Origin of the sequence: Planococcus sp. MB-3u-03, assembly GCF_002833405.1 — a bacterium.
In the GTDB taxonomy this organism is placed as follows: Bacteria; Bacillota; Bacilli; order Bacillales_A; family Planococcaceae; genus Planococcus.
On record NZ_CP025135.1, the window covers coordinates 1,126,990 to 1,143,075 of the forward strand.

The window sequence follows — 16,086 nt, forward strand, 5'->3', positions numbered from 1 at the left end:
TTAACGCCCTTTGAATTCCGGTTTGCGTTTCTCGCCGAACGCGAGCAGCGCCTCGACGCGGTCTTCTGTCGGGATGGTGATTTCGTATGCTTTCCGTTCGATTTGAAGGCCTGTCTGCATATCGGCGTTCATGCCATTTTTGATGGCGAATTTGGCCTGCTGCAAGGCGATCGGCCCGTTCGCTAAAATCGAGTCCGCGAATTCGCCTGTCACTTGCGCCAAGTCATCGCCCGCAGCGAGGCGGGTGACGAGGCCGTAATCAAGCGCCTCCGAAGATTTCAAGCGGCGCGCGGTCAAGATCAGCTCCATCGCTTTCGCTTCGCCGATTAATCTCGGCAGACGCTGCGTGCCGCCAGCGCCCGGAATGATCGCAAGGCTCGTTTCGGTCAAGCCGAGCAGTGTGTCGTCCGACGCGATGCGGAAATCACACGCCAAGGCGAGCTCCATACCGCCGCCGAACGCGTAGCCATTGATCATGGCAATTGTCGGCTGCGGCAAGTTTTCGATGGTCGTGAACACTTCGCCGATCTTATAGATATTGCGCTTGACCTGGTCTTGCGTCAAGGTCTTGCGTTCTTTCAAGTCGGCCCCGACACTGAAAGCCTTGTCGCCGGCGCCGGTGAAGACGACGACCCGGATGTCCGGATTGATGCGGATCGCTTCTGCCACTTGGCCGAGTTCAGCGAGCATATCGTAATTGAATGCATTCATCGCATCCGGCCGGTTCAATGTGATGAACGCTAAATTTCCTTTTTGTTCATAATGAATTGTTTCCATATCCATCCCCCTTTGATAATCCATCCGTTAAAAACATACCACTTTTTGGACTAATCTGTCACCAAACTCTATAATGGGAACAACAAGGGGGAGCTCATTCATGAACCAGGTTACATATCTCCGTATTTACCGCATCGTTTCCATGGCGATCCGATTTTATTTGCAAGTGGCGCTGTTCCAAAGGCGCAATAGGGGCAAGTGGACTCCAGTCGTTGAACAACGCTGGAATGAGCTCGTCACCCGCCAGGCAAAAGAATACAAGGAACTGGCGCTCAAGCTGGGCGGCTTGATGATTAAATTGGGCCAATTCCTGTCAACCCGTGCGGATATCATGCCGCCGAGCTTCTTGGCGGAACTTGAGGGATTGACGGACCGCGTACCATCCGTGCCGCGAAAAGACATCATTGAAGTGCTGGAGCAGGAATGGAATGTCGAGCACGGCAATTATTTGGATGGATTATCGGATCAAGCGATCGCTTCCGCCTCCATTGGCGAAGTGTTCAAAGGCCGATTGAAAAACGGCACCGAAGTCGCTGTCAAAGTCCAGCGACCAGGAACCGACCGCATCATCCGCGCCGATTTCCAGGCGATGCGCATCGTTATCTGGCTCGCGAAAAAATTTACCCCGTTCACCAAACAAGTCGATTTTGACCAATTATACGTCGAGATGACTGAAACGATCGGCGCTGAACTGAATTTCGTCCGCGAACTTCAGAACGGCCGTGCTTTTGCGGACCGCTTCGCGGAAATGTCCGGTGTCCACATCCCGGTCTATTACGATGAATACACGACGCGCCGCGTATTGGTGATGGAATGGATTGAAGGCGCAAGGATCACCGACATCAGCTTTATCGAAGAGCATGGGCTTAACCGCCACGAAATTTCCGAGCGGTTGTTCATCCTGTTCTTAGAGCAAGTGCTGTACGGCGGCCAGTTCCATGCCGACCCACACGGCGGCAATATCCTCTTGAAGCCGGACGGCACCATCGTGCTGATCGATTTTGGCATGATTGGCACGATCTCCGAGCGCGATTCGCAAGCGATTCTATTGATTGCAGAAGGCATCCTGTTCAAAAACTATGAACAAGTGCTCGATGGCTTGGAAGATCTGCGTTTCCTGCTGCCGCATGCTGACCGCGACTTACTAGCGGATGCTGTGGAGCGGCTCGTCGCTGCTTACGAATCGAATGAATTGATGCAGATGGACAGCTTTGTCGTCGAAAGGCTATTGAAGGACATGCAGGATATTGTCCGGACGCAGCCGGTGCAACTGCCAGCCGAATTCGCATTCTTCGGCCGCGCCGCTTCGATCTTTGTCGGCGTCTTGCATGTTTTGGATCCGAACGTCGATCTATTCGCGCTGGCACGTCCGCGCGTTCTGGAATGGGCTTCGACCAAACGGGAAGGGAAAGGGATTTTCGGCAAGGAAGACGTCTTCCGCTGGATCCTCAATTCCACAGGGCCGGCGCGGGCATTCCCGAAAAAACTCATCAACTTTCTCGATGAACCGGAACGCATCCGCCATTACTTGGAGAACAAGGAAGGCAGGAGCGCGAGCATCAGCGCAATCTGCAGAGCAGGATGTTCGCTGGCATCTTCTCGCTATTATCGTTTTCCGGGATTTCATTATCCGTCTGGTTCTGGCACGAACCGTTCCTCTGGGTTTCGTCGGTCTTTTCGTCGGCTCCTTGTGGGCATTCCGTGCCATCAGGTAAACAAAATCGCCTTATCGAAATGCAGGTATGGACCTGCATGCCGAAGGTGATTTTTATGCGGTGGACAAATTCTGCCCGGTTCTTCAGTTATAGCAAAATCAAACGAAATCGTCCTTTAACTGGCGCCTCTTGCAATTTCAGAATTCCCGGTTAAAATGAAAATAAGAACGCTTGTTCCTATTAACTGGGGTGAGGAAATGCCCCTGATTTCAAGGGCGGAAATAGCCGTGTTTGAGAAGCGGGTGCAATTGCCGATGGTGCTCCTCATTTTGGAACAGGATCGCGAGTGGATCCAAAAGCCCTTCAAACTGAAAGCCCCTTATGTGGAATTATTAGACCGGGCGATCGAACGGGCAAAGGCGACCTGGCCGAAACCATCGAGTTGATGAGGGCCAATGGCATGAAGGTGAGGCGGGGAGGTAAAGACGACAATTTCTCGGAATATGTATTTTGCCATGGCGGCTATGAAGACCATCGCCGCTATTTGAATATCCGTTTGAAAATGCCGTTGAAGATCAATTGAGGCTTTACCTGACAGCAGCCGCTAAATCTTTTAATCCAGCGGCTGCTGGCTGCGAGGCGGAAACGCACGTTTCGTTACATAATTCATCCGGTGGTTATGGACGCGCTGGGCTTTTGAAATAGCGGCGCAAAGACCCGGTGAATGAATGCTGGCTGCGAAGCGCGATAGGAGAGATGTCCGCAGGGACGACGACGCCATTGCTGAGCGATACCAAACTGCCACGCCCGCTGTCATCCGCAGCAATCAAATCGATGGCATCGAAATTGAACCAGATGGAATCCTTGTTTTCGGAGAGTGGGTAGGAAAGAAAATCAACGGATTGCCGTAATACTCGCCGACGATGATCGGCGGCTTGTGTTTACGCCAATCGCTTTTGTGCGTAGAGTGTGGCGCTGGCGAGGGAGCCGCGATAGAAAGAGCACGATTTCGCCACAATTTTATAGACCGATTCCTCCACCAGGAATTCGCTGCGGTCTTCAATGACCCGTGTCAAGAGCCGGTGGCCGTCCATATACGGAAGCAGCGCATACGTATTGCTGCAAATTGTATAAGAGACAGGATATTGATTCTTCTTGCCCATGAATATTTACCCCTAAATTTACTTTACATACATCATTATAATAAAATGGAAAATACACAATAATTATTTTCGAAAAATTATTTTTCAATCTCGTTGTAATTTTCAAAAACTCTTGCTTCTTTCTTGCGCTTTCGTGTATACTAATGAAAAGCATTCGGGGTGAAGAAGAATGGAAAACTATTATTCTTATGCTGACTTCATGAAAGCGATGGCTCAAACGAAAAGATCACGGAAGCGGAAAAGCTGCTGAATGAGATCTATCTGGATCTGTTCTTGAAGCATGTTCACCGCGAACAGCAGGAAACGCAATTGCTGGCACTTATCGACGAAGCCCTGGATCATAACGACCGCAAATCTTTTGACACATATACTGCGCAGCTGCAAGAGCTGAAGCGGAAGAATAACAGAACCGCCCGAGTTTCTCCGGGCGGTTTTTATGCCTGATTAGGGCAGCTGTGCTTCAATGGAATGCAAAATCTGTCCTGTAAACAGGCAATCAGTTGAATATACTTGAGAAAACATACGTTCGCTTTTGTTAGGGAATTTTAGGCATATGTTAAAGTAGAAGTAGTGAAAATACGGGAGGACATATCCATGAAAGGAATTTAACCTGCAAGCCCCTTATGAACCGGCGGGCGACCAACCGGAAGCCATCGCCCAATTAACCAAAGGCATCATCGACGGCAAAGGTTCCAGACCTTGCTCGGTGCGACCGGTACGGGAAAACCTATACGATGTCGAATGTCATTCAACAAGTGAAAAGCCGACATTGGTCATGGCACATAACAAGACATTGGCAGGGCAGCTCTATAGCGAGTTCAAGGAATTTTTCCTGACAATGCCGTAGAATACTTCGTCAGCTATTACGATTATTATCAGCCTGAGGCATACGTGCCGCAGTCCGATACATTCATAGAAAAGATGCGAGCATCAATGATGAAATCGACAAATTGCGCCACTCAGCTACCAGTTCCTTGTTCGAGCGCGATGATGTCATCGTCATCGCCTCCGTTTCCTGCATCTATGGCCTCGGTTCCCCGAAAGAATACCGGGAACTCGTCGTCTCACTGCGCAAGGGATGGAGATCGAACGCAACCAGCTGCTGCGCAAATTGGTCGATGTGCAATATGAGCGCAACGACATCAATTTCATCCGCGGGACATTCCGCGTACGTGGCGATGTGGTCGAAATCTTCCCGGCTTCGCGCGATGAGCGCTGCTTGCGCGTGGAGTTTTGGCGATGAAATCGACCGCATACAGGAAGTTGATGCCTGACAGGGAAATTATCGGCGACCGCGAACACGTCGCTATTTTCCCGGCATCCCACTTTGTTACGCGGGAAGACAAGATGGTCAGAGCCATCGAAAATATCGAAGCGGAACTGGAAGAACGCCTGAAGGAAATGCGCGGAAGATAAATTGCTCGAAGCGCAGCGGCTCGAGCAGCGTACGCGCTACGATTTGGAAATGATGCGCGAGATGGGCTTCTGCTCAGGCATCGAAAACTATTCGCGCCATTTGACGTTGCGTCCGGCAGGCGCACAACCATATACATTGATTGATTATTTCCCGGATGATTTCCTGCTGGTCGTCGACGAAAGTCACGTCACCTTGCCGCAAGTCCGCGGGATGTTCAATGGTGACCAAGCGCGTAAAAGTGCTCGTTGACCACGGCTTCCGTTTGCCATCCGCCATGGATAACCGCCCGCTGACATTCGATGAGTTCGAGGATCATATCGACCAGGCGGTGTTCGTTTCAGCAACGCCAGGCCCTTATGAACTCGAACATACACCGGAAATGGTTGAGCAGATCATCCGTCCGACGGGCTTACTTGACCCGGAAATCGAAATTAGGCCGATCGAAGGGCAAATCGATGATCTCATGGACGAAATCCAGCAGCGCAAAGAGCGCGGGGAACGTGTATTGGTCACGACCTTGACGAAGAAGATGTCGGAAGACTTGACGAATTACCTGAAAGAAGCGGGCGTCAAAGTCAATTACCTGCATTCCGAGATCAAGACGCTCGAGCGCATCGAGATCATCCGCGAATTGCGGATGGGCGTATACGATGTGCTAGTCGGCATCAACTTGCTGCGTGAAGGTCTCGATATTCCGGAAGTTTCATTGGTGACCATCCTCGACGCCGACAAAGAAGGCTTCTTGCGTTCGGAACGTTCCTTGATCCAGACGATGGGGCGTGCTGCGCGGAACGAGAACGGCCACGTCATCATGTATGCGGACCGGATCACGGATTCGATGCAGAAAGCGATCGATGAGACAACCCGACGCCGAACCATCCAGGCGGCTTATAATGAAGAACACGGCATTACGCCGGTAACTATAAAGAAAAAGATCCGCGATGTCATCCGTGCAACAGAAGCGGCGGAAGAAGCGGAAGAGTATGTCAGCAAAGCGGTCGAAGGCAAGAAGCTCAAAAAAGAAGACCGCATGAAGCTCGTCACATTGCTTGAGAAGGAAATGAAAGAAGCGGCGAAAGCGCTCGATTTCGAACGTGCCGCAGAACTGCGTGATACAGTGTTGGAATTGAAAGCGGAAGGATGATAGGACTTGAAAAACCAAGAGATACGCATACAAGGTGCGCGTGCCCATAATTTAAAAAACATCGACGTTACGATCCCCCGCGATAAGCTCGTCGTCATGACCGGTTTATCCGGTTCGGGGAAATCATCCCTGGCGTTCGATACGATCTATGCGGAAGGCCAGCGCCGCTACGTCGAATCTTTGTCGTCTTATGCACGGCAATTTCTTGGCCAAATGGACAAACCTGACGTCGATTTGATTGAAGGCTTGTCTCCGGCGATTTCGATCGACCAGAAGACGACAAGCAAAAACCCGAGATCGACCGTAGCGACTGTTACGGAAATCTACGATTATATCCGGCTCATGTACGCACGGATCGGCAAGCCGATCTGCCCGAACCATGGCATTGAGATTTCATCGCAGACGGTCGAACAGATGGTCGACCGCTTAGTTGAATATCCGGAACGGACGCGCATGCAAGTGCTGGCGCCGCTCGTATCAGGACGCAAAGGCACCCATGTGAAACTGTTGGAAGACGTTAAGAAACAAGGCTATGTACGGGTTCGCGTCAATGGCGAACTCATCGATTTGGATGACAATATTTCACTCGATAAAAACAAAAAGCATTCCATTGAAGTGGTCATTGACCGCGTCATCATGAAAGACGGAATTGCCCCGCGCTTGAGCGACTCGCTGGAGTCTGCCTTGCGTCTCGGGGAAGGGCGCGTGCTGGTGGATGTCATGGACGAAGAGGAATTGCTGTTTAGCGAACATCATGCTTGCCCGATTTGCGGATTTTCCATCGGCGAATTGGAACCGCGCATGTTTTCCTTCAACTCGCCATTCGGGGCCTGCCCTGAATGCGACGGGCTTGGGATGAAACTGGAAGTCGACCCTGAACTGGTCATACCGGATTGGGATGTCAGCCTCGCGGATCATGCCATCGCCCCGTGGCGCCCGACGAGTTCACAATACTACCCGCAATTGCTGCAGGCAGTATGCAGCCATTTTGGAATTGAAATGGACGTGCCGATGAAAGAATTGCCTGAAGACCAGGTGAACATCATCCTGCATGGTTCCGATAATGAAAAAATTCGTTTCCGTTATGAAAATGATTACGGCAAAATCCGCGACAGCCATATTTTCTTCGAAGGCGTGCTCGCGAATGTCGACCGGCGCTATCGGGAAACCAGTTCCGATTATATTCGGGACATGATGGAGAAATTCATGGGACAGCAGCCATGCCCGACATGTTCAGGCTACCGGTTGAAACCGGAGTCATTGGCAGTCAAAGTCAATGATCTTCACATCGGGCAAGTTGTTGAATATTCGATTACGGAAGCGCAAGCGTTTTTCGACAGCTTGACGCTTTCGGAGAAAGACCGCCAGATTGCTACTATGATCCTCCGCGAAATTCAAGAGCGTGTCGGTTTCTTGATCAATGTAGGACTCGATTATCTGACATTGAACCGCGCATCGGGCACATTGTCAGGCGGCGAAGCACAGCGCATCCGCCTGGCAACGCAAATCGGATCACGGCTGACAGGCGTTCTTTATATTCTCGATGAACCTTCAATCGGCCTTCATCAACGCGATAATGACCGATTGATCAGCACATTGAAAAATATGCGCGATATCGGCAATACACTCATCGTCGTTGAACATGATGAAGATACGATGATGGCAGCGGATTACCTGATCGATGTCGGGCCTGGAGCCGGTGTACATGGCGGGGAAATCATCGCAGCCGGGACGCCCGAAAAAGTGATGAAAAACAAGAAATCGTTGACCGGCCAGTATTTGAGCGGCAAGAAGTTCATTCCATTGCCAGCTGAACGCAGGCAGCCGAATGAACGGAAGATTTCAATCCGCGGAGCCTCCGCAAATAACTTGAAAAATGTCGATGTCGACATTCCAATCGGGTTGTTCACGGCGGTCACTGGAGTTTCGGGTTCTGGGAAAAGTACCTTGATCAATGAGATCCTCTACAAATCATTGGCCCATAAACTGAACCGTGCGCGGGTCAAGCCAGGCCAGCACAAATCGGTGGAAGGTATCGAAGAACTGGAAAAAGTCATCGATATTGACCAGTCACCGATCGGGCGCACACCGCGTTCCAACCCGGCGACCTACACAGGCGTGTTCGATGATATCCGGGATGTTTACGCGACGACCAATGAAGCGAAAGTGCGCGGCTATAAAAAAGGACGCTTCAGCTTCAACGTCAAAGGCGGGCGTTGTGAAGCCTGCCGCGGCGACGGCATCATCAAAATCGAAATGCATTTCCTTCCGGATGTCTACGTGCCGTGTGAAATCTGCCACGGCAAACGCTATAACCGCGAAACGCTGGAAGTGAAATATAAAGATAAAAACATTGCAGACGTGTTGGAAATGACGGTGGAAGATGCTTATGGATTCTTCGAGAATATCCCGAAAATCAACCGTAAATTGAAAACCATCGTCGATGTCGGGCTCGGCTATGTGACACTCGGGCAGCCGGCGACTACACTGTCCGGTGGGGAAGCGCAGCGTGTCAAATTGGCTTCAGAGTTGCATAAACGCTCCAATGGCAAGTCGTTCTATATTCTGGATGAACCGACGACCGGGCTCCACGCCGATGATATTTCACGCTTATTGAAAGTGCTGCAAAGACTAGTGGACAATGGCGATACCGTGTTGACGATCGAGCACAATCTCGATGTCATCAAAACGGCCGATTACTTGATTGACCTTGGCCCGGAAGGCGGAGACAAAGGCGGCACGATCTTGGCCACTGGCACGCCGGAAGATATCGCTAAAGTCAAAGGATCTTATACAGGCATGTATTTGAAGCCGATCCTCGAGCGGGACAGTGCACGCATGAAAGAACTTGTCGGCAAGGCAAGCACTAAGAAAAGAAAAGCAAAGTGAAACTTTCCTTCAGTCCAAACGTATCATTAAAGTAGAACAGGAATTTCTGCGAAGGCAGAAATCCGAAGAGGAGGCCAAACGATATGCAAAGTGAAAAAGAACGCATTTTGGACATGGTTGAAAATGGTACCATCTCGGCACGCGAAGCGGTTGAGCTATTGAAAGCGGTCGATGGCGGGGAAACGAGCAATTCTTCCAAAGATTATGGCCGTGAAACTTACCGCAATTCACGCGGGAAACGCGGATTCTTCCGTCCTGAAGACATGTTCAAAAAGTTCTCGAAAGACTTTTCGAAGGATTTTTCCAAGAACATGTCCAAGGATTTCAATCAACTTGGAGACCGGATGATGCATTTCATGCAGACGTCCGCCGATAAGCTGAAAACAATGGAATTCGATTCGCCATTCGGTGAAGCCGTACGTTTTGAACATACTTTTACGGAAGAAAGTGCGGAACTCCACACGATCATTGCCGATATCGCTAACGGGCAATTGGAAGTATTTCCTTCACAGGACGGTTCGATCCGGGCAGAATGCAGCGTCAAGGCATTCCGCGCAGAATCTCCGGAGCAGGCAAAACAGGATTTTCTGGAAAAATTCGTATTCATTGCGGATGACCGCAAATTACGCATCATCAGTGACCTGAAAACGACGCAAGTGAATATCGTCTTGTACGTGCCGGCAGCGGCATTCGAACAAATCGTCGTCCGTCTGTTCAATGGCGGCTTCACGATGAAGCGTCTCGATTCGGCCTTGATCAAAGTCAAAACTGCAAACGGCAAGATTGACTTGAAGACGATCCAATTTGAAGAAGCCGAGCTTGAAACGGCTAACGGCCCAATCCAGATGATGGAAGTAAAAGGCCGTGAAGTTGAAGCGGAAACTTTGAACGGACGCATTTATGTCGATGGGGATATCGAAGACATCGATGCGAAGTCCTTGAATGGCAATGTCGTTGCGACGACACGCAGCAAAGAGGCGAAAAAGCTCGAAGCGAAAACCCTGGCAGGCAATGTGGAGATTTACATCCCTCAGCATTTGGCGCTACGAGGGGAAGTATCTTCGAATCTTGGACGTATGGACGTCATGTTGTCGGACATCAACAGCAGCCACGAACAAGGCCAGTTCATGCAGAAGAAAATGCATTTCACGAAAACAGGGGATGTTGGGTCTGCAGGCGGGCCATTGCTCGTCTACGGTGAAACCAAAACCGGTTCTATCCTCGTGCGTTATTTGACAATCGACTGAACAACATAAAAAAAGCCCAGTGGAGAATTTTCTCCACTGGGCTTTTTGCGTTATAGTTCCATGCAGGTGATGGCGAAGCTGATGGCGCGTGCGCAGCGCTTGCGGTATTCGTCGGATTGTAGCAAAGCCGCTTCATGTTTGTGGGTCATAAATCCACATTCGACAAGGACCGCAGGCATGATGGTATCCCGCAGCATGGCGAAATCCGCTGTTTTCAAACCGCGGTCTTTCCGCTGTGTCGACAAGATCAGCGAATCCTGGAGCAGCTGGCCCAATTTGCGCGTACGGGCAGGAGCTGTCGAATAAATGAAGCTTTCGATGCCTTGTGCGGGGCTATAGCTATTTCCTGCTGCATTCGCATGGATTGACACCAATAGTTCTGCGCCGGACCGGTTGGCAAAATTCGTCCTTTCTTTCAAGGGCACATCGCGGTCTTGCTGATGGCTGAACAACACCGTGTAACCGTCTGCCGCCAAGCGCTTTTTCACTTCTTCAGCGACAGCGTTGTTGAAATGGAATTCGCGCATCCTGCCGTCGGGTGTCCGTTTGCCGATCGTCCCCGGCCCGTGTCCTGCATCAATGATAATCTTCATTTAACATTCCCCCTTCATTCCTTATATAGAAGGAAAGGGCGAGAAAGGGGACGAAATTCTTCAATTTCTTTTTTTCCATGTTAAAATAAAAACAAACCGACCGCAAAACGAAGGAATTATTTGGAAGATCTAATTTGCGCAGCCGGGGGAATGAGGGAAAACTATGGGACAAGTAACAGTGAAACAAGTAATGGAGATGTTCGGCTTGAAACTGATCAGCGGACAAGAAGGCATCGGGCGCCATATTGCCATCAGTGATATTTCAAGACCGGGACTGGAAATGGCAGGCTATTTCACCCATTATCCAGCGAATCGCATGCAATTGCTCGGAAAAACGGAACTGTCGTTTTTCGCCATGCTAAAACCGGAAGAACGGCTAGACCGGATGATGAAATTGTGTGCGGAGGATACGCCCGCCATCATCGTCTCCCATGGCGTCGATGTGCCGGAGGAATTGGTCATCGCCTCTTCTGAAAAACATGTGCCGGTGCTCGGAACGAACATGACGACCACCCGGTTCTCCAGTTTGCTGACGAATTTTCTGGAAAGCCGGCTGGCTCCGACGACTGCCGTACACGGTGTGTTGGTCGATATTTATGGCATCGGTGTGCTCATTACCGGAAAAAGCGGAGTCGGGAAAAGTGAAACTGCTTTGGAACTCGTCAAGAAAGGCCATCGCCTCGTAGCGGATGATTGCGTGGAGATCCGCCAAGAAGGCGAAAGCACGCTTGTTGGTCATCCACCGAAGCTGATCGAATATCTGCTCGAGATTCGCGGTGTCGGCATCATCGACATTATGACTTTATTCGGAGCGAGTGCCGTACGTAACTTTAAGCGTATTTCACTTGTCATTGATCTCGAGATTTGGGATCAAGATAAAACTTACGATCGTCTCGGCCTTGAGGAAGAGACGATGAAAATCATCGATACGGATGTGACGAAACTGACGATTCCTGTACGTCCAGGACGTAACCTTTCTGTCATTATCGAAGTAGCCGCGATGAATTACCGCCTGAAACGGATGGGGGTCAACGCTGCTGAGGAATTCTCCAAGCGGCTTGATGATGTCATCTCGCAAGATACAAATTAAGCGAATGGGAAGGTGCATTATATGTATTCAGTTTTAGCAGCGATCGATCCGGTGGCGTTTTCACTCGGGCCGATCGACGTCCGGTGGTATGGCGTCATCATTGCGACCGGGATCGTCATTGCGTTTCTCGTCGGCCAGAAAGAAATGGTCAAGCGCGGCTTGCATCCGGATTATCTGACCGATCTATTGATCTGGGCTGTGCCGCTCGCCATTGTTGGCGCTCGCATTTATTATGTGATGTTCGAATGGGAAAATTATAAAGACCAGCCTGGCCAAATCATCGCCATCTGGAATGGCGGGATTGCAATACATGGGGCGCTGATTGCTTCGGTCATCGTCGCCTATATATTCACGAAACGCCGCAATACGCCGTTTTTGAAAGTGGCGGATATATTGGCGCCAAGTATTTTGATCGGCCAGGCCATCGGGCGGTGGGGCAATTTCATCAACCAGGAAGCGCACGGCGGAGAAGTATCGCGCCAGTTTCTTGAGAATCTATTCATCCCCGATTGGATCATCAATCATATGTACATAGATGGTGCTTACTACCACCCGACCTTTCTCTATGAATCGATGTGGAGCTTGGTGGGGATCATTATTTTACTGCTGCTGCGCAAAGTCAATTTGGTGCGCGGGGAAATGTTCTTCTTCTATATGATCTGGTATTCAGTCGGCCGTTTCTTCATTGAAGAAATGCGCACCGACAGCCTGTACGTCATCGGCGAATTGCGCGCTGCACAGCTTGTGTCGGTCGTGGCGATAGTCATCGGGCTTGCATTCATCATCTACCGGCGCGTAGCCATCAAAAACCCGCCGCGCTATTTGGATAAATAACTAGGAAAGAAGAGATTGAATGTCGACAGTGAAAAATGGCTTGAAAGCCGGATTAAAGACTACGTGGTCACTCGGGAAAATCATTTTCCCGATTACTTTGCTCATCACCATGCTGCAATTCACACCGGTATTGCCATTTATCATCGATTTAATCGCACCGGTCATGGGGATATTCGGCTTGAGCGGCGAAGCGGCCGTTCCGCTTGTGCTCGGCAACGCGCTTAATCTGTATGCCGGAATCGCCGGAATTTTATCGCTTGAACTGACCGTTAAAGAAGTATTCATCCTGGCGGTCATGTTATCGTTTTCCCATAACATCTTTATCGAAACCGGCGTCGCCTTGAAAGTCGGCGTCCGTTTATGGGTCGTCTTAGTGGTGCGTTTCGGGCTTGCGGCTTTGTCCGGCATCTTGATTAACCTGTTCTGGTCAGGCGGCGGGGAAATTGCGCAATACGGTTTTGCGCCTGAAGTCGCCGCTGCTCCGGAAACCTGGTTGGGCATCTTCTTGCTGGGCTTGGAAAAAGCGAGTTTCGGCGTGCTTCAGCTGGCGATGATCGTCATCCCGCTCATGCTGATGATCCAAATATTGAAAGATCGCCATTATTTGCAGAAAATCTCGAATATGATGGGGCCGCTCACACGGCTGATCGGCGTCGAGAAAAATACCTCATTGACGCTCGCCTCCGGATTGATTTTCGGTTTGGCAATGGGAGCGGGCGTGATGATCCAAGCGGTTCAGGAAGACGGCGTCAGCCGCAAAGATGCGACACTCGCCTTTATCTTCCTGGTGGCATGTCACGCGATCGTCGAGGATACTTTGATTTTCATCCCTCTCGGCATCCCGATTTGGCCGCTGCTGCTGATTCGGGTCATCACCGCCCTCGCTTTGACGATATTCATCTCTTATCTGTGGCGGCGGGCTGAAGACAATCGGAAGGAAGTGGTCTCTACATGAATAAGGATATAACGACTTTATTATTTGATTTTGACGGAACCTTGCTCGATACGAATGAATTGATCATCCAGACATTCCTATCGGTGCTCGGCGAACATTTTCCCGGCGAATACGGCCGGGAAGATGTCTTGCATTTTATCGGGCCATCATTGGAACAAACTTTTACTGAAATCGCTCCAGGCAAAGTCAGCGAACTGAGCGATCAATACCGCCGTTTGAACCGGACGCTCCACGATGAATTGGTCTCTGAATACGACGGGGTTGCGGAAACTTTGCGGACTTTGAAATCCAGAGGCTTGAAAATGGCGATCGTTTCCACTAAACGAGAAGAAACGATCTTGCACGGCTTGAAGTTGATGGGGGTACATGATGTGTTCGATGCCTTGGTAGCATTGGATCATGTGCAGAATCCAAAACCTCATCCCGAGCCGCTCGAGTTGGCCCTGCGCTTATTGGAAGCGGATCAGCACGAAGCCTTGATGATCGGCGATAACTCACATGACATCGAAGGCGGAAAAATGCCGGTGTCCGGACAGCGGGTGTTGCTTTGACTGCCAAAGGAGAAGAGTTTTAGCGAGCTTTGAACCGGATTTCATGCTGCAGCATATTTCCGATCTCCTGGAATTGACGAAAGCGGGCGTAAAATGAGACGCACCGAGCGATATCCTGTCCAAGGGGCGAATTCGCTTTGGCATATCTACAAAACTGTGCCGTTCTGGAAAGTCGCGAAAACTTTCTGGTCATCCAGACCGCGCTACACGCCGTTCTTGCCGATGAAAACTGGCTGTATCGCCAATTTCTTGGCATGCAGATCGGCAAGGAAACGTCGTTTGCGCTGATGGTCATGCCCGATGTCATGTTTCCGGAACGCATACAGGTCGGTGATAATACCGTCATCGGCTATAATACGACCATTCTTGCACATGAATACTTGATTGAAGAATACCGGCTCGGCGACGTCTTGATCGGCGACCGTGTCATGATCGGAGCAAACAGTACGATTTTGCCCGGCATCAAGATTGGGGATGGCGCCATCGTCTCCGCTGCCACGCTCGTCCATAAAGATGTACCGGCTGGGGCTTTTGTCGGCGGCAATCCGATGAAAATCATCTATACAGCCGAAGAAATGGCCGATCGACAAAAGCAAAATCCTGAAAGCTCAGCGCTTTCAGGATTTTTGTATCCTCCTTGCTTGACGGGCCAAAGCGGCTTGCGCTAAAATAAGAATCACTTTAACGATTCATCACTCTAGTGAACTAAAGTGAAATAACCGATAATAGGAAGTGTTCAACGATGACCATCGAAATGTTTGAAAACCATTAGGCATGCGTGACGATTTTCCTTTAATTGCAAAGCAAAAGCAGATTTGAGAAAACAAGGCACTCAATTGATCGAGCGGGCAGGGTATGAACTGCTGCAAACGCCGACTTTGGAATACTACGAAACGATTGGGAAGATCTCCGCGATTTCAGATGACGCGTTATTCAAGCTGCTCGACAGCCAAGGTAAGACGCTCGTCTTGCGGCCGGATATGACATCCCCGATCGCACGGGTTGCGGCATCGAAATTATTGCGCGAGAAAATGCCGATCCGACTCGGCTATTATTCCAATGTATTCCGTGCGCAAAAGCGCGAAGGCGGACGCCCTGCAGAATTCGAGCAGATGGGCGTCGAGTTGATTGGCGATGATTCCCTTTATGCGGATGCGGAAGTGATCAGCTTGGCTTGGGACATTCTGAAGGAATTGGGCGTTGGTTCTGCACGCACCGTCATCGGCCACACAAGGCTGCTTGAACTGATATTGGCAGATTTCGGGTTGGATGCGGAACAAAGCGGCAAAGTGCGTGAACTGTTTGTCGCGAAGAACGGTGTAGGGGTCGAACAATTGGCAAAAGAGCTGCCGATCCCTGAAGGTAAACTGTCATCGTTCCTGAAATTGATGCAGGCAACAACAGTAGCTGATTGGAAACAGTGGATCAACGAAGAAAACGAAGAACAACGCGAGCTTTACCGCGACATGGAGCGCCTTGAACAATTGCTTGGACGCAATGGACTCGGGGATGCAGTCACTTTCGATATTTCCTTCAGCAGCCACATGACCTATTACACTGGATTGGTGTTCGAGTTCTACGGAGCCGGCAGTGGATTTCCACTCGGCAGCGGCGGGCGTTATGACGGCTTGATGGAGCAGTTCGGCTTGCAGGTCGGCGCGACCGGATTCGGGTTGCGTGTCGACCGTTTGCTGGAATCGGTGACACCTGAAAAAGCGGAGCAACCGCACACATTGATCTTATTCGATGAACAAAACGAGCAATAGGCATT

General features: G+C 50.4%; 15 protein-coding genes and 2 pseudogenes. 14 read left to right on the forward strand and 3 right to left on the reverse strand.

Annotation, left to right across the window (positions count from 1 at the left end; translation table 11 throughout):
• Complete coding sequence (locus CW734_RS06865) at nucleotides 1-777, reverse strand: enoyl-CoA hydratase-related protein (protein ID WP_101189957.1); 777 nt, start codon at nucleotides 775-777, stop codon at nucleotides 1-3.
• A gap of 100 nt (nucleotides 778-877) precedes the next feature.
• Between CW734_RS06865 and CW734_RS06870 the strand changes: the two genes are divergently transcribed.
• The 4 genes from CW734_RS06870 (at nucleotide 878) to CW734_RS18745 (ending at nucleotide 3,343) form a co-directional block, all read left to right on the forward strand.
• Nucleotides 878-2,542 (forward strand): ABC1 kinase family protein, encoded by a 1,665-nt coding sequence (locus tag CW734_RS06870; protein WP_232787189.1) that lies wholly within the window; start codon nucleotides 878-880, stop codon nucleotides 2,540-2,542.
• Between the two features lie 177 nt (nucleotides 2,543-2,719).
• On the forward strand, nucleotides 2,720-2,878 hold the full coding sequence (locus CW734_RS18465; RefSeq protein WP_198551102.1) for a YhjD family protein: 159 nt from the start codon (nucleotides 2,720-2,722) through the stop codon (nucleotides 2,876-2,878).
• Nucleotides 2,879-2,892: 14 nt separating this feature from the next.
• Nucleotides 2,893-3,015, forward strand: coding sequence for a YhjD family protein (locus CW734_RS19400; RefSeq protein WP_269801503.1), 123 nt, complete (start codon nucleotides 2,893-2,895; stop codon nucleotides 3,013-3,015).
• A gap of 145 nt (nucleotides 3,016-3,160) precedes the next feature.
• Entirely contained in the window at nucleotides 3,161-3,343 is a 183-nt protein-coding gene (locus CW734_RS18745) for a hypothetical protein (RefSeq protein WP_232787190.1), read from the forward strand.
• Between the two features lie 30 nt (nucleotides 3,344-3,373).
• Here CW734_RS18745 and CW734_RS18750 read toward each other — a convergent pair whose 3' ends face one another.
• Nucleotides 3,374-3,595 carry a competence protein ComK gene (locus tag CW734_RS18750; RefSeq protein WP_232787191.1) on the reverse strand — a complete coding sequence of 74 codons (222 nt, stop codon included), beginning with the start codon at nucleotides 3,593-3,595 and terminating at the stop codon, nucleotides 3,374-3,376.
• 309 nt (nucleotides 3,596-3,904) lie between these two features.
• Here CW734_RS18750 and CW734_RS19635 point away from each other — a divergent pair, with 309 nt between their 5' ends.
• From CW734_RS19635 to CW734_RS06900, 4 genes and pseudogenes are all read left to right on the forward strand, one after another.
• Complete coding sequence (locus CW734_RS19635; RefSeq protein WP_332871046.1) at nucleotides 3,905-4,039, forward strand: IDEAL domain-containing protein; 135 nt, start codon at nucleotides 3,905-3,907, stop codon at nucleotides 4,037-4,039.
• A gap of 166 nt (nucleotides 4,040-4,205) precedes the next feature.
• Nucleotides 4,206-6,156 (forward strand): annotated as a pseudogene (gene uvrB / locus CW734_RS06890) (excinuclease ABC subunit UvrB).
• Nucleotides 6,157-6,162: 6 nt separating this feature from the next.
• Nucleotides 6,163-9,045, forward strand: a complete 2,883-nt coding sequence (uvrA, locus tag CW734_RS06895) for an excinuclease ABC subunit UvrA (protein WP_101189958.1) — start codon at nucleotides 6,163-6,165, stop codon at nucleotides 9,043-9,045.
• Nucleotides 9,046-9,128: 83 nt separating this feature from the next.
• On the forward strand, nucleotides 9,129-10,292 hold the full coding sequence (locus tag CW734_RS06900) for a DUF4097 family beta strand repeat-containing protein (protein WP_101189959.1): 1,164 nt from the start codon (nucleotides 9,129-9,131) through the stop codon (nucleotides 10,290-10,292).
• A 50-nt stretch (nucleotides 10,293-10,342) separates the two neighbouring features.
• Here the strand turns inward: CW734_RS06900 and CW734_RS06905 are convergent, their stop codons facing one another.
• Entirely contained in the window at nucleotides 10,343-10,885 is a 543-nt protein-coding gene (locus CW734_RS06905) for an N-acetylmuramoyl-L-alanine amidase family protein (RefSeq protein WP_101189960.1), read from the reverse strand.
• Nucleotides 10,886-11,048: 163 nt separating this feature from the next.
• Between CW734_RS06905 and hprK the strand changes: the two genes are divergently transcribed.
• The 6 genes and pseudogenes from hprK to CW734_RS06935 all read left to right on the forward strand — a co-directional run bounded on the left by hprK (nucleotide 11,049) and on the right by CW734_RS06935 (nucleotide 16,081).
• Nucleotides 11,049-11,975, forward strand: a complete 927-nt coding sequence (gene hprK, locus CW734_RS06910; RefSeq protein WP_101189961.1) for an HPr(Ser) kinase/phosphatase — start codon at nucleotides 11,049-11,051, stop codon at nucleotides 11,973-11,975.
• A 21-nt stretch (nucleotides 11,976-11,996) separates the two neighbouring features.
• Nucleotides 11,997-12,809: a prolipoprotein diacylglyceryl transferase gene (gene lgt, locus CW734_RS06915; RefSeq protein ID WP_101189962.1), complete on the forward strand. Its 813-nt coding sequence runs from the start codon at nucleotides 11,997-11,999 to the stop codon at nucleotides 12,807-12,809.
• A 19-nt stretch (nucleotides 12,810-12,828) separates the two neighbouring features.
• A complete protein-coding gene (locus tag CW734_RS06920; RefSeq protein WP_101189963.1) occupies nucleotides 12,829-13,764 on the forward strand; it encodes a nucleoside recognition domain-containing protein in 936 nt (311 codons plus the stop codon).
• On the forward strand, nucleotides 13,761-14,315 hold the full coding sequence (gene ppaX / locus CW734_RS06925; RefSeq protein ID WP_442956952.1) for a pyrophosphatase PpaX: 555 nt from the start codon (nucleotides 13,761-13,763) through the stop codon (nucleotides 14,313-14,315). The genes CW734_RS06920 and ppaX overlap by 4 nt, the downstream gene beginning before the upstream one ends.
• A 93-nt stretch (nucleotides 14,316-14,408) precedes the next feature.
• A pseudogene (locus CW734_RS06930) lies at nucleotides 14,409-14,983 on the forward strand (acyltransferase).
• A gap of 147 nt (nucleotides 14,984-15,130) precedes the next feature.
• Nucleotides 15,131-16,081 (forward strand): ATP phosphoribosyltransferase regulatory subunit, encoded by a 951-nt coding sequence (locus tag CW734_RS06935; protein WP_232787192.1) that lies wholly within the window; start codon nucleotides 15,131-15,133, stop codon nucleotides 16,079-16,081.
• Nucleotides 16,082-16,086: the final 5 nt, after the last annotated feature.

Bases quoted from the DNA above. Each gene is read 5' to 3' on its own strand.
- CW734_RS18750 (WP_232787191.1), bottom strand. From the start codon at position 3,595: ATGGGCAAGAAGAATCAATATCCTGTCTCTTATACAATTTGCAGCAAT.
- CW734_RS06900 (WP_101189959.1), top strand. From the start codon at position 9,129: ATGCAAAGTGAAAAAGAACGCATTTTGGACATGGTTGAAAATGGTACC.
- CW734_RS06905 (WP_101189960.1), bottom strand. From the start codon at position 10,885: ATGAAGATTATCATTGATGCAGGACACGGGCCGGGGACGATCGGCAAA.
- CW734_RS19400 (WP_269801503.1), top strand. From the start codon at position 2,893: ATGAAGGTGAGGCGGGGAGGTAAAGACGACAATTTCTCGGAATATGTA.
- hprK (WP_101189961.1), top strand. From the start codon at position 11,049: ATGGGACAAGTAACAGTGAAACAAGTAATGGAGATGTTCGGCTTGAAA.
- lgt (WP_101189962.1), top strand. From the start codon at position 11,997: ATGTATTCAGTTTTAGCAGCGATCGATCCGGTGGCGTTTTCACTCGGG.
- CW734_RS06920 (WP_101189963.1), top strand. From the start codon at position 12,829: ATGTCGACAGTGAAAAATGGCTTGAAAGCCGGATTAAAGACTACGTGG.
- CW734_RS18745 (WP_232787190.1), top strand. From the start codon at position 3,161: ATGCTGGCTGCGAAGCGCGATAGGAGAGATGTCCGCAGGGACGACGAC.
- ppaX (WP_442956952.1), top strand. From the start codon at position 13,761: ATGAATAAGGATATAACGACTTTATTATTTGATTTTGACGGAACCTTG.
- CW734_RS06870 (WP_232787189.1), top strand. From the start codon at position 878: ATGAACCAGGTTACATATCTCCGTATTTACCGCATCGTTTCCATGGCG.
- CW734_RS06865 (WP_101189957.1), bottom strand. From the start codon at position 777: ATGGAAACAATTCATTATGAACAAAAAGGAAATTTAGCGTTCATCACA.